This window comes from Moraxella sp. CTOTU49097, assembly GCF_032064105.1.
Taxonomy (GTDB): domain Bacteria; phylum Pseudomonadota; class Gammaproteobacteria; order Pseudomonadales; family Moraxellaceae; genus Faucicola; species Faucicola osloensis_B.
This window is the reverse complement of record NZ_DAMBOA010000002.1, coordinates 224,651-237,701: the sequence shown is the minus strand read 5'-3', so window position 1 is coordinate 237,701 and position 13,051 is coordinate 224,651. Positions and strand designations below refer to the sequence as shown.

Sequence of the window (13,051 nt, the reverse complement as noted above, 5' to 3'; positions counted from 1 at the left end):
CGACTCAGACCATGCACGATTAAGAGGTATTTGATGCAACCACTTATTGATTATCTGTTGGCATTGGATGCCTTAAAATCAGTCAACCGCCGCAACTATACTACCCAACTGTCTAAAGACACGCCACGCCGTCTTGAAAACTCAGCCGAGCATTCATGGCATTTGGCGATGGCGTGTTGGGCAGTCGCGCAGCATTTCAAACTGGATGTCAATCATGAAAAACTGCTCAAACTGGCACTGGTTCATGACTTGGGTGAAATCGACGCGGGTGACACATTCTTATACGCTGATAAACGCTCGCAGGCGCATGTGGATGAGCGCATTGGTGTAGAAAAACTGACAGCGATGATGGGCAACCCCGTTCCAGAATTATTAATGCTATGGGATGAGCAAGAAACAGGCCATAGTGCTGAAAGCAAACTACTTAAAGTGGTAGATAGGCTATTGCCCTTTATGCTCAATATGGTGACAGATGGCGGTGCATGGACAGATCATCAGGTCAAGCGCTCCCAAGTCCAAGCCGCCCAAGCATTTATCAGACAGGACTTTCCCGAGATTCACGACTGGATAACTGAGCAAATTGCCATTGCGGTACAACAGGGTTGGTTGATTGAAGATTAAATGCTGCAGGTGGTCATATGATTAAAAAATTAGCGATTGCTTTAGGGTTGGCTTTAGGTCTTATGAGTATCACCCATGCAGAAGTTTACAAGCTAGGCCCAAAATCAACCCAATGCTATCTTTTTAGGCACGATAAATTACAGCAAAAACTCGCTTGCAATATGATAGCCACCGCTGCCACGGGCAAAGTTTGGTGGACGAAGCGAAATTTTAAGCTACCCAATGGCACAACTATCAAAACATTTGCCAAAGACACCCAGCGTAAATACCTGTCCAAAACCGATAAAATTTTGATGCCCTTTACTTCAGAGCTAGACAGGGGTGATGACCAAATTAGTATTGCCACCATTAACAATCAACCTGCAATTCGTCAAAATCGCTGGCTAAAAGATTACCGTGTGATGAACTCGGAAGAATTTTGGGGCAATCATACTGAATTATTGCCTAATCAAATGACAGACAGGTTGGCGTGTTTACAATTAGAGAATAAGTCCTTCGAGATTTGCACGCCTTACCACCACAATGATTTTCGTACCGATTAAGCCAAATAAAAAACGTGCTGCTGTGGCACGTTTTTTTAACTCAAGCAGTATCAAACAATCTCTGGCGATTGGTTATCATTAATCACTGCCGCATTGACCGTAACGGTTTTGCCAGGTGTCATTGAAGGCAGTTCATACATGGTATCGAGCAGCGCATTTTCAACAATGGAGCGTAGACCGCGAGCACCGGTACGACGCTTTAAGGCTTGTTTGGCAATCGCGACTAGCGCATCATCGGTAAACGATAACTTCGCATTTTCCATCTCAAACAAGTATTCGTATTGTTTGACCAGCGCATTTTTTGGCTCAGTTAGGATTTGTACCAACGCTTCTTCATCCAATTCTTCCAGCGTTGCAACCACAGGCAGACGACCAATTAACTCTGGAATCAGACCAAATTTAATCAAATCTTCTGGCTCGACTTGCTTGAACAATTCACCGGTTTTTTTGCCGCTGTCTTTGGCTTTTACCTCAGCGTTAAAGCCGATACCAGTTTTTTCGGTACGCTGTTGAATGACATTGTCGAGACCGGCAAACGCACCGCCACAAATCACCAAGATATTACTGGTATCGACCTGAATCATCTCTTGGTTTGGGTGCTTACGACCACCTTGCGGTGGAATATTGGCAACCGTACCTTCAATTAGTTTCAACAGCGCTTGCTGTACGCCTTCACCGGACACATCACGGGTAATCGAAGGGTTTTCGCTTTTACGGCTGATTTTATCAATTTCATCGATATAGATAATGCCTTTTTGCGCCCTCTCGACATCAAACTCTGCCGCTTGTAACAGTTTTTGTACGATGTTTTCCACGTCTTCACCGACATAACCCGCTTCGGTCAAGGTTGTGGCATCGGCGAGCGCAAATGGGACATCAAGTAGGCGAGCCAGGGTCTGTGCCAGTAAGGTTTTACCAGATCCCGTTGGACCAATCAGCAAAATGTTACTTTTTGATAGCTCAACCATCGCATCTTCAGCGCCAAGTGTCGTCAACGCCTTATCTTCACTCAGTTTTTCACTGACCTTTAAGCGTTTGTAATGGTTGTAAACCGCGACTGCCAAAGTTTTTTTGGCTTTATCTTGACCGATGACATACTCATCTAAGTGGCTGCGGATTTCTTTGGGGGTTGGCAATTTGCGCGCTGCCCAGTTGTCACGCTCATCGGTATCACTACCATTGCTACCCGATGACTTTGATTCGGCGATTAAATCATCGCACAGTTCAATACACTCATTACAGATATTGGCGTCTTGACCTGCAATTAGCTTTTTGACTTCGTGTTTGGCTTTACCACAAAACGAGCAGTGTGGCTCAATGTCATTTTTTGACATAAAAAAACGCTCCTAAAATTATGCTTGTCTCAATTGCTTTGTGATTGTGTAACCTATTAAGCAATGCTTGGACGTTTTTCTAATACTTCATCAATCAAACCGTATTCTTTGGCTTCTTGGGCATCTAACCAATAGTCACGCTCGACATCACGGGCGATTTTCTCAAGTGGCTGACCGGTACGTTCTGCCAAGATTTTATTCAAGCGTTCACGGATTTTTAGGATTTCACGCGCATTGATTTCAATATCGGTCGCTTGACCTTGTGCCCCACCTGACGGTTGGTGAATCATCACACGCGCATTGGCTAAGGCATATCGTTTACCTTTTTCACCCGCAGCCAATAAGAATGAACCCATGCTATAAGCACCGCCCATACAAATCGTTGACACTTGTGGCTGGATAAAGTTCATGGTGTCAAACACGGCAAGACCTGCACTCACAGAGCCACCTGGTGAATTGATGTATAAGTGAATGTCTTTTTCTGGATTTTCCGCTTCTAGGAACAACAACTGGGCGACAATTAAATTCGCCATGTGGTCTTCAACTTGACCGGCTAAGAACACCACACGCTCACGTAATAGGCGTGAATAGATGTCAAATGAGCGCTCACCGCGAGCTGATTGCTCGACCACCATAGGTACTAAAGCACTTTGTGGTGACAACACGTCACGGGTTACGGTATTTTGGATTTGACTCGTCGCGAAAGGCGAGTCCAAGAATTTTTCTAACATGTTATTGTCCTTTTTAAATATGCAAAAGCCCTTATCGTTTATAAGGGCAATTGGCATAAAAACAAGTTAATAAGCTGACTAAAAATACATTCTTAAATGCCTAAGCTTAAATATCTAAGCTTAAATGCGTAAGAATGGATTAAGCTAATTATTACATCATCGCTTGTTGTTGTTGGCTAGCCAGTAAGTCTTGGTAAGATACTTCAGTGTCCGTTACTTTACCTTGAGACAAGATATGATCGACCACTTGGTCTTCTAACACTACCGCTTCGATGTTGGCACGTTCTTGCGCATTGTTGGTGTAATAGTCGATAACTTCGTTTGGATCTTCGTAGTTTTCTGCCATTTCGTTGATATATTTGGTCACACGTTCTTGGTCAACTTCAAGTTTGTTTGACTCAATCAGGCTCGAAACGATGATACCAAGACGGGCAGCACGCAGGGCTTGCTCTTCAAACAATTCGTTTGGTAGCATATCTTTATTAAAAGTTTTAGGATCGGCACCAAACTGCTGGGCAAAACGGTTTAACATCATGCTGCGTTGGCGATCGATTTCTTGCTCAAGCATCGATGCAGGTACGTCGATTTCATTTTTTTCAAGTAAGGCGTTAAATGCCGCTTCTTTCACTTGGTTACGCGCAGCGCTTTTTACTTCGCGTTCCATGTTTTTACGCACGTCTGCTTTTAGTTTGTCTAAGCCGCCTTCTGTTACCCCAAATGCTTCAAAGAACTCGTCGTTCAATTCTGGTAATTGTGATTGCTCAACTGATTTGACGTTGATTTTGAACTGTGCTTGTTTGCCTTGTAGGTTTTCGGCTTGGTAATCTTCTGGGAACGTCACGTCGATGGTTTTTTCTTCGCCTGCTTTCATGCCTTTGATACCATCTTCAAAACCTGGAATCATACGACCACTGCCTAATACTAGGCTAAAGTCTTGCGCGCTACCACCTTCAAATTTTTCACCGTCGATTGAACCTTCAAAGTCAAACTTGACTTGGTCGCCTTCAGCTGCGGCATCCTCTTTGGCAACGTAAGTTTGGCGTTGTTTTTGTAGGTTTTCAATCATGGTGTCAACATCTGCGTCGCCCACGTTGGCAACTTGACGCTCAACTTCGATGTCTGATAACCCTTGAACTTCTACTTCTGGAAATACTTCAACCGTTGCTTGATAAATCAAAAAGTCGTTTTCAAGTTTCACGTCATCAATGTTTGGCATACCCACGGCGCGGATGTTTTCTTGACGAATCGCATCAAATACGGTATCGCGAATCACGTCATTGATGACTTCTTGTTGGATACCTGCGCCATATTGGGCGCGAATGTGCGATACAGGCACTTTACCTTTACGAAAACCGTCGATTTTAGCGGTTTTTGCCACTTGATTGATGCGTTTTTCCACACGACCTTGAATGGTCGACACAGGTACTTTAACCGTGAGTTGGGTTTCAAGGTTTGATTTTTTGTTGGTAGTTACTTCTAAGTTAGTAACTGTTGAATCTGACACATTTGAATTTGACATAACAAAACCTTCCATAAAATATCAAAAAAGAGCAGCGTGGGTGCCACTCATAAGGGTAAATAGCGATAAGTTATCAGGCTTTTAAGGTGATCGAAAAAAGCCTATAAAATACGCAATCCAAAATCTGTGGGTTAACGCATGCTAAAAGGCAAAAATTAACCGAAAGTGGTATAGTATAAATTAATCGCCACATAAAGTAAAAAAATTGTTGCTGTAAAATCTCTGTATCGACTACTTTAGCAGTCACACCTTGTCTATCTGCAAGAGGGTGAGTTGAAAACCTTTACTTCATCAATTGCACTTTTACTTAATCAATTGCATTAGTAGTTGCTGCATCGCTTGCCCGCGATGACTGATGCGGTTTTTATCGGTCTTTTGCATCTCGGCAGCGCTTTTTTGTACGCTTGGCACCCAAAATAACGGGTCATAACCAAAACCAAGCTCACCTTGCGGGGCTGGCAAGATTTCACCTTGCCAAATCCCTTGTGCAATGATGGGTAGCGGGTCATCAGCATGGCGCACGAGTGCCAACACGCAAACAAACTGCCCGATAATTGGCTCATTCGTGTGTCTGTGTGGTGCAAGAAGCCGCAATAATTTTTGGTTATTGGCTAAGTCTTTATGCTCGCTAAAGTTGGCTTCATCTTGGGCAAAACGCGCAGAATAAATTCCGGGTTGACCGCCCAAAATAGGTACACATAAACCCGAATCATCAGCAATCGCAGGCAGTCCGCTAATACGGCTGGCATGACGGGCTTTAATCAGCGCATTTTCAATAAAACTAAGTCCATCTTCAACCGCATCCTCGATGCCCAATTGCCCTTGTGGGATGACGGTTATCTCAAGATTGGCTTGTTCAAATAATTGCTTGAATTCCGCGAGTTTGCCTTGGTTATTACTGGCGAGGACTAACTGGCGGGTAGGAAATAGTTGATTGGGGATAGAAACTGACATACAGACCCACTGTGTGTATTTTGCATAAAAAACTTAACCTTATCATAGCATAGTTGGCAGTGGCTCGCGCTGCAAATACTCACGTTGCAAAAGCCTTATACCAAACCACTACAGTTTTTTTTGAGTAATTTGCTATCATCAAATAGCAAGTAACGGGTTAAAAATCAGCTTATTAGCATGCACTCATTGATTTTTACTCCACAAGATAGTAAATCTCCACTATAGAAACGGTTAAATTCTGCCAATTTTTATGGCAAAATAACCCATGTGTTATGAGGATATTATCAAGGCTAATGATAGCAAGGTTAATAAACAAAGCTAATGATAGTAAAATTGGTGAGCTTTTTTAATCCTTGATAAAGCATAGATAAATAACATAAACTAAATAACATAAACCCAGCCAACTTGCCATTTCGGATATGGTTTTGATATCTGCGCTTTTAATACAAAGCTTTTATCACACAAATGGCATGTGGTCACTTTTATCATAAAGTCATCACAACAATAGCGAAGGAAAAAGGAAAATAATATGTCACAAATTACATTACCAGATTTACCATACGCCAAAAACGCGCTTGAGCCTCATATCAGCGCAGAAACCCTAGAATTTCACCATGACAAACACCATGCAGCGTATGTCAACAAACTAAATGAACTACTACCAGGTTCAGGGCTTGAAGGTAAAGAGCTTGATGAAATCATCAAAGCCACCGCAGGTGATAGCAGCAAAGCGACCATCTTTAACCAAGCGGCACAAGTTTGGAACCATACCTTCTACTGGAACTGCCTAACTGCCAATGGTGGCGGTGAGCCAACAGGCGATCTAAAAGCCAAAATCGAAGAAGCGTTTGGTTCGTATGCAAAATTCCGTGAAGAATTCAAAAACGCGGCTGTAAGCCAATTTGGTTCAGGTTGGGCATGGTTAGTGGCTGACAGCGTGGGTGGTCAATTATCAATCACCAAAACGGCAAACGCAGATACCCCGTTAGCGCATAACCAAGTTGCGGTATTGACATGTGACGTGTGGGAACATGCTTATTACATCGACTATCGTAATCGTCGTCCAGACTACGTTGACACATTCCTAGACAAATTGGTCAACTGGGATTACGCAAACGCCAAATACAAAGGTCAAGAAGCTGGCGTAGAAAAATAATCGCCTATTTTTGCTTCTTTAAGCCCTTTAATTTTTTAAAAAAGCCGAATCAATTTCGGCTTTTTTTTATTAACAGACACTAAAAATAAAATGTTGTTAATTATTTATTCAGCTTTCTGCTACCTGTCCACGGATGCTACCTGACTTATCGCAAGCAAACTGGTAAGGTAAAATTTACGCTTAAACCCACCCATCAATTTAGGCATCAGCCAAACGCATTGTTTAAATAAAAAATATAGACCACAAAAAGGCGAGTATTCAATGACTCGCCTAATTTATTTGCAAATTTTTGGTGACGATAAAGCTGTGTTAAGAAACTTGTACAGGAATCACGTTGGCAGTGTCTTTAACAATATTACCTTCGTCAAGGTAAACCAAGCGTGGATGATGGTTGTCGGCTTCTTTCTCATCCACTTGCGCATAAGCAGCGATAATCACTACATCGCCTAAATCTGCCATGTGAGCGGCTGCCCCGTTGAGCGAAATCATTTTTGAGCCTGCTTCTGCACGAATCGCATAGGTGCGGAAACGTTTACCGTTGTTGACATTGTAAATGTCGATTGATTCATTCTCACGGATGCCCGCCAAGTCGAGTAACTCGCTATCAATGCCACATGAACCTTCGTAGTGAAGCTCACAATGGGTCACACGTGCGCGGTGAAGTTTGGCTTTTAATAGGGTTAATAACATGATCGTTCCTTACCTTGTCAGGTTAACGCGATAGGCGTCATTGTGGTAAAAGTGAGCAGGCTAGTCATGAGAGGCTATTAACCAACTCGATAAAAGTTAAACATGATTGAAATATCAGGTGAGAAATTCATCCATCTTGCAATCAATATATGGAAGGAAAATAAAAGTTCAAGGATAGACCCTAAGATTTATCAATCTTGTCCTTTGGTTAACGTTAGGCATTAGGTAGTTTAAAACTATTGATGGCTTGCTGGGCTTTGGCTAAGTCACCTGTCACCAAATCGGGCAGGGTACGCATGGCAGCATCTAGCATACTGTCAAATGCGATTTGCTCATCAGCGGTCGGTTTGCCAAGCACATAACCCGATACTTTGGACTTATGTCCTGGATGACCAATCCCCAAACGTAAACGGTGAAAATCCGCGCCGATATGCGGGACGATATCACGCAGTCCGTTATGACCGCCATGACCACCGCCTGTTTTTAAGCGCATACGACCCACATCAAGGTCAAGCTCATCATGAACAATCAGCAGTTCGTCATTGTGGATGCCATAGAAATTCACCATCGGCACCACCGCTTCCCCTGATTTATTCATAAAAGTATGCGGTAACAATAAGCGTATATCCATGCCATACACTACGCCACGTCCAACCAAACCATGAAATTTTTTATCCAACGTCATGGTGATGTTAAACGTCTCGCTTATACGCTCCACAAACCAAAAGCCAGCATTATGCCGTGTTTGGGCATACTGCTGACCTGGGTTGCCAAGTCCGACAATCAGTTTCAGTTTTGACACGCTGATTATTCCAACTTAAGCGGCAAATGATAAATGATTATTCATCATCAGATTTTGGAGCATCATGGGTATCATCTTGTGCTTGAAGCTTACGTGCTTCTTCGTCACCTTCAGGATCACGAGTACCGGCAGCTTCTTCATTTGCTTCTGGCTCGATTGGCTCTTCAACTTCCACCGTTGGCGCTTGCATAGTAGCTACGGTACGGTTAAACGGTTCAGTCACTTCAAGCTCACGAATGGCAACGCCTTCAGGTAACTGGATATCTAACAAGTGAATCGAATCACCGACGTTCATGCCAGATACATCGACTGTCAAGTATTCTGGGATTTTTGAAGGAATGGCAGTGATTTCAAGTTCAGTGGCATTCGATACAAAGATACCGCCTGCTTTATGACCTGGTGCATCTTCAGCGCCTACATAGTGTACAGGAACAGTGATGTGCATCGCTTGACCACGGACGATACGCTGGAAGTCAGCGTGCAGTGGGGTGTTTTTGGCTGGATGACGTTGTAATGCTTTAATCACCACTTCTTCCGTACCTTGACCTTCTACGTTGATGGTCAAAATGTGAGAGAAGAAACTTTCTGTTTCAAGTGATTTAATCAATTCATTGTAACGGATAGCAATAGAGGCTGGCTCTTTGTCTGCACCGTATACGATTGCTGGTACTAGGTTTTGTTTACGAAGGCGGCGGCTCGCACCTTTACCTTGTAACTCATCGCCACGTACGACAGCGTTTAATTCAAAAGTTTGGTTACTCATGGGAGTTTCCTTGGGTTAGGCTAGTTAAGGATACCTTGTCAGTATGACTTGGCTTTTTGCCTTTACTTACAAAGCTTTAGTTAAAAAGATTGGCAAGTGACTAGCGAGTGAAAAAAAGCATAAATTTGCGACCAATTTATGCGTTATATGCCATTTTTCAAAAAAATGGCAAAACTTTAACAATTATTTTGCAAACAGCAAGTTAACAATAGCAACATGGACGGAATCAATAAGCCCGCATCTTACATGATAGCTAACATTGCCTAAAATCACCTACATAATGTCAAACATCGCACTCAATGATTCTTCATTGTTGATACGACGTAGCGCTTCAGCCAGCATAGGGGCAATAGTCACTTGGCGAATTTTGCCCGTGTTTTTTGCCGCATCTGACAGTGGAATAGTATCGGTTACGACAAGTTCATCAAGTACTGACGCTGCAATTGTTTGGATTGCTTTACCTGACAATACTGGGTGAGTGATGTAACCCACCACACGGCGCGCGCCACGTTCTTTTAATGCGGCAGCGGCTTTACACAGGGTACCTGCGGTATCCACCATATCATCAATAATCACGCAATCGCGGTCTTTAACATCACCGATGATATGCATCACTTCTGATTCGTTGGCTTTGGCGCGGCGTTTATCAATAATGGCCATATCGGCATCGCCTAACTGTTTTGCCATCGCCCGGGCACGCACCACACCGCCCACGTCAGGGGATACCACCATCAAGTTATCGTATTTTTGCTCACGTAAATCTTTAAATAAAACCGGCGTACCGTAAATATTGTCTACCGGGATATCAAAAAAACCTTGAATCTGGTCTGAGTGCAAATCCACCGTAACGACACGGTCAATGCTCACGATATTGAGCATATCAGCGACCACTTTTGCTGAGATAGGGACACGCGCTGAGCGAGGACGACGGTCTTGACGCGCATAACCAAAATAGGGCATCACTGCCGTAATACGACCTGCACTGGCACGGCGCAAGGCATCGGCCATTACCATGATTTCCATCAAATTGTCATTGGTCGGTGAGCAAGTTGATTGTAGGATAAAGACGTCTTTACCACGTACATTTTCTTGGATTTCAACCGCGACTTCACCATCCGAAAAACGCGTCACATCGGCACGTCCTAGCGGAATATGTAAGTGATTGGTGACATTTTTTGCCAATTCTGGATGGGCATTTCCGGTAAAAATTGCCAAATAAGGCATATGCGAGTCCTATTTTTCTAGACAAACGACGGTTTCATCAAACAAAAAAAACTCATCAACTAACTTTTACAATTAGGATGAGAAAAACGTCATTACGTCAACTACTAAAAATGGGTTAGTAAAGAAAATGGCAGGGGTAGCTGGACTCGAACCAACGAATGCCAGGATCAAAACCTGGTGCCTTACCAACTTGGCGATACCCCTGTGACGGTGCGAACTATACCGATTTTAGGCGATTTTGTCAATGTAAAATGTCTTGAACAGCGCAGATTTTATGACAAAATTTTTACTACGTGATGCACAAGAAAATCTGTACATCTTTGAATATGGCAGGGGTAGCTGGACTCGAACCAACGGATGCCAGGATCAAAACCTGGTGCCTTACCAACTTGGCGATACCCCTATATTGGAAGCGATATTTTAACCAAAAAACATAAAATTGCAAGCTTTTTTTGGGCATAAACATCAAAATTTTTGCAATTGTTGATTTCTCAAAATTTTGTTACAGCGTATGCACCCAATACGCCTGAAAAGGTGAGGACTGTAGCCAGTGTTTGATGGTGTTGTTATCAGCATCGCTAGGTACTGGCAAAAACACACAACTCCCTGAGCCCGTCATGCGTGGTGTGGTGTGGGCGGTGGCGGCAAGCGTCTTTAAAACATTCATCGCGGCTTTGACATCTGCAGATAAGGCACATACCACAGGTTCAAAAACATTGGTAAAGCCATCGGTTAACTCATTGGTAAAGGCATGACAATGGCTTTGCAAATAGTCATGAGAAAGGCTTGCACAGTCCCGTTTTAGCAGTGGATGGGCGAACAGTTCAGCCGTGCTGATATGGGCATCAGGTTTTAACAATAAAAATTGCTGCGCAGGCAAATCAATCGGCGTTAAAATCTCACCAATGCCTTCAGCAATGGCATCTTTGCCAAAAATAAATATCGGTACATCCGCGCCCAGTTTTGCGCCGATGAGGCGTAGCTGCTCATTGCTCAATCCTAGTTGCCATAAGGTATTGAGCGTCATCAGGGCTGTCGCACAATTAGACGAACCCCCGCCCAAACCTGCCCCCATCGGAATGTTTTTATCGAGGTGAATATCAACAATCGGTAATTGGGCGATTTGCGAGTCACTCAAGATTTGATGATTTTTGGCAAAGGCTAATAAGGCAATGGCAGCTTTAACAATCAGATTGTCGGCAGGGTTGTCGGTGACGTGCTCGGCATTGGACAGGGTGACGGGCAAGTTGTCGCCAATGGTTTTATCCGTATGACTAAAAGTGAGCGTATCGTACAAATCTATCAGCCGAAATACGGTTTGTAGATTGTGATAGCCGTCGGGGCGTTTACCGGTAATATGTAAAAATAGATTGATTTTGGCAGGGGATTGTTGGGTAAGGGTCGGCATAAATTTTAGTCAAAATAGTAATGAACATTAGGCAGATGGCTTTGAATAACATTTAGAATATTGTTTTGGATAAACGCTTCATCCATGCCATTATGAAAAATCTCAACATAGTCACTATGGTCTATTCTATCAAATTGCAACAAATAAGAAATTTCTACGTTGCTTTTTTCGTTCGCTTTCTTCATTCGGGCGCTGTATAAACTGCCATTGTTGTTGGTCAAAGTCGATATAACTGGCATAAAAGTTTTCAAATTCACATTGGGCAATCTTTTTAAAATCAGTTATCTGGATAAATAGTGTCATTGCTGTTTCTCAAATTTTAAGATGGTATTTTGCGATAGTTGCCGTTACCCAGAAATTCAATGAGATGTTTGTCTCTTAAAATTTGTAATTGTTGGCGAATTTTAGCATGAATATGTTGATTGCTTGGAAATTGTTTGGCAAGTATTGGCGCGTAGGCATAAATATCTTTGAGGGTAAAATTGGGATTAGGCAGCTTTTCAACACATTGCATAATTGCCAACAGCCAACCTTTTTGCTTGGCAGTGGTTTGACGTAAAAATAAATGTTGTTGCCATTGCTCAATGACTGTGTCTTTGGCAACGATATTGCCATTGGTCACTAAAGAAATCTTACCACTTGTAGGCAGTTGGCTGATATCCATTGAGCACATGATGTAGTTGGGTCGAGTCGGCAAGCCTTTGGCACGTGGCATAATCATATTTGGTGTAAAAAAATGCTTAGGGATAACTATGAGATGCTGTACCGCCAAATCCGTTTTACGATAGCACAAAAAGAAAAAACTGGGATTGTTCTGGGCAGCAATTCGCTCAAACATCGTATGATACGCACCATCAGCCACTTTATTGCCTATACTTGTGCCTTGTTTGCTTTTTAATTCGTATTCTTCATGGCATTGTGAGCAGAAGAAATCGGCAACAGGTTGATTATTTTGAAATGATTCAATAGCTTCATTGCCGCAACTGGGGCAATAAATATTTTGTTGTAGCCAACTTTCGGTTAACACTCTGGCTACTTGTGACGGACTTTGATAATTTGCCGCAAGATTTTTATCCAAGAATAGGTGCATAATTTATTTAAAAATTTTTTAATTTAATTTTAGGAAGTGCTATGCAAACTTTTTATATTGAAGTCAAAGAAACGTTAAGTCAATTGGTAGAAGTGACCGCAAATAGCGAAGATGAGGCATTGTTGAGTGTCAAACAACGTTATCATGACGAAGAAATCGTCTTAGAGGCTGACAGCCATATCGCAACTGATTTTAGCGTATGGCATCACTCATAACA

15 protein-coding genes and 2 tRNA genes are annotated in these 13,051 nt (G+C 42.7%); 4 read left to right on the top strand and 13 right to left on the bottom strand.

Features of this window, described 5'->3' with window-relative positions:
* Window positions 1-33 precede the first annotated feature (33 nt).
* Both RT064_RS02690 and RT064_RS02685 read left to right on the top strand, forming a co-directional pair.
* On the top strand, window positions 34-621 hold the full coding sequence (locus RT064_RS02690) for an HD domain-containing protein (protein WP_313061133.1): 588 nt from the start codon (window positions 34-36) through the stop codon (window positions 619-621).
* Between the two features lie 17 nt (window positions 622-638).
* A complete protein-coding gene (locus tag RT064_RS02685) occupies window positions 639-1,163 on the top strand; it encodes a hypothetical protein (RefSeq protein ID WP_313061131.1) in 525 nt (174 codons plus the stop codon).
* Window positions 1,164-1,213: 50 nt separating this feature from the next.
* Here the strand turns inward: RT064_RS02685 and clpX are convergent, their stop codons facing one another.
* From clpX to rdgB, 4 genes are all read right to left on the bottom strand, one after another.
* The gene (gene clpX, locus RT064_RS02680; RefSeq protein WP_313061128.1) at window positions 1,214-2,497 is read right to left on the bottom strand and encodes an ATP-dependent protease ATP-binding subunit ClpX; all 1,284 of its coding nucleotides are present in this window, start codon (window positions 2,495-2,497) and stop codon (window positions 1,214-1,216) included.
* A gap of 56 nt (window positions 2,498-2,553) precedes the next feature.
* Window positions 2,554-3,228 (bottom strand): ATP-dependent Clp endopeptidase proteolytic subunit ClpP, encoded by a 675-nt coding sequence (gene clpP, locus RT064_RS02675; protein ID WP_007117251.1) that lies wholly within the window; start codon window positions 3,226-3,228, stop codon window positions 2,554-2,556.
* A gap of 151 nt (window positions 3,229-3,379) precedes the next feature.
* Window positions 3,380-4,747: a trigger factor gene (gene tig, locus RT064_RS02670; protein WP_313061126.1), complete on the bottom strand. Its 1,368-nt coding sequence runs from the start codon at window positions 4,745-4,747 to the stop codon at window positions 3,380-3,382.
* A gap of 303 nt (window positions 4,748-5,050) precedes the next feature.
* Window positions 5,051-5,701 carry an RdgB/HAM1 family non-canonical purine NTP pyrophosphatase gene (rdgB, locus tag RT064_RS02665; protein WP_313061123.1) on the bottom strand — a complete coding sequence of 217 codons (651 nt, stop codon included), beginning with the start codon at window positions 5,699-5,701 and terminating at the stop codon, window positions 5,051-5,053.
* A 529-nt stretch (window positions 5,702-6,230) separates the two neighbouring features.
* Here rdgB and RT064_RS02660 point away from each other — a divergent pair.
* Window positions 6,231-6,857: a superoxide dismutase gene (locus RT064_RS02660; protein ID WP_313061119.1), complete on the top strand. Its 627-nt coding sequence runs from the start codon at window positions 6,231-6,233 to the stop codon at window positions 6,855-6,857.
* 309 nt (window positions 6,858-7,166) lie between these two features.
* Here RT064_RS02660 and panD read toward each other — a convergent pair whose 3' ends face one another.
* The 9 genes from panD to RT064_RS02615 form a co-directional block, all read right to left on the bottom strand.
* A complete protein-coding gene (gene panD / locus RT064_RS02655) occupies window positions 7,167-7,547 on the bottom strand; it encodes an aspartate 1-decarboxylase (RefSeq protein ID WP_313061116.1) in 381 nt (126 codons plus the stop codon).
* Between the two features lie 214 nt (window positions 7,548-7,761).
* Complete coding sequence (gene pth / locus RT064_RS02650) at window positions 7,762-8,349, bottom strand: aminoacyl-tRNA hydrolase (protein ID WP_159675796.1); 588 nt, start codon at window positions 8,347-8,349, stop codon at window positions 7,762-7,764.
* Between the two features lie 37 nt (window positions 8,350-8,386).
* Window positions 8,387-9,112 carry a 50S ribosomal protein L25/general stress protein Ctc gene (locus RT064_RS02645; protein ID WP_309575487.1) on the bottom strand — a complete coding sequence of 242 codons (726 nt, stop codon included), beginning with the start codon at window positions 9,110-9,112 and terminating at the stop codon, window positions 8,387-8,389.
* 273 nt (window positions 9,113-9,385) lie between these two features.
* A complete protein-coding gene (locus RT064_RS02640; protein WP_007117244.1) occupies window positions 9,386-10,336 on the bottom strand; it encodes a ribose-phosphate pyrophosphokinase in 951 nt (316 codons plus the stop codon).
* 128 nt (window positions 10,337-10,464) lie between these two features.
* A tRNA-Gln gene (locus RT064_RS02635) sits at window positions 10,465-10,540 on the bottom strand.
* A 123-nt stretch (window positions 10,541-10,663) separates the two neighbouring features.
* Window positions 10,664-10,739, bottom strand: a tRNA-Gln gene (locus RT064_RS02630).
* Between the two features lie 99 nt (window positions 10,740-10,838).
* Window positions 10,839-11,744: a 4-(cytidine 5'-diphospho)-2-C-methyl-D-erythritol kinase gene (gene ispE, locus RT064_RS02625; protein ID WP_313061107.1), complete on the bottom strand. Its 906-nt coding sequence runs from the start codon at window positions 11,742-11,744 to the stop codon at window positions 10,839-10,841.
* 129 nt (window positions 11,745-11,873) lie between these two features.
* The gene (locus tag RT064_RS02620) at window positions 11,874-12,047 is read right to left on the bottom strand and encodes a hypothetical protein (RefSeq protein ID WP_313061104.1); all 174 of its coding nucleotides are present in this window, start codon (window positions 12,045-12,047) and stop codon (window positions 11,874-11,876) included.
* Between the two features lie 16 nt (window positions 12,048-12,063).
* A complete protein-coding gene (locus tag RT064_RS02615) occupies window positions 12,064-12,822 on the bottom strand; it encodes a DpnI domain-containing protein (protein WP_313061103.1) in 759 nt (252 codons plus the stop codon).
* Window positions 12,823-12,875: 53 nt separating this feature from the next.
* Between RT064_RS02615 and RT064_RS02610 the strand changes: the two genes are divergently transcribed.
* Complete coding sequence (locus RT064_RS02610; RefSeq protein ID WP_313061101.1) at window positions 12,876-13,049, top strand: DpnD/PcfM family protein; 174 nt, start codon at window positions 12,876-12,878, stop codon at window positions 13,047-13,049.
* Window positions 13,050-13,051: the final 2 nt, after the last annotated feature.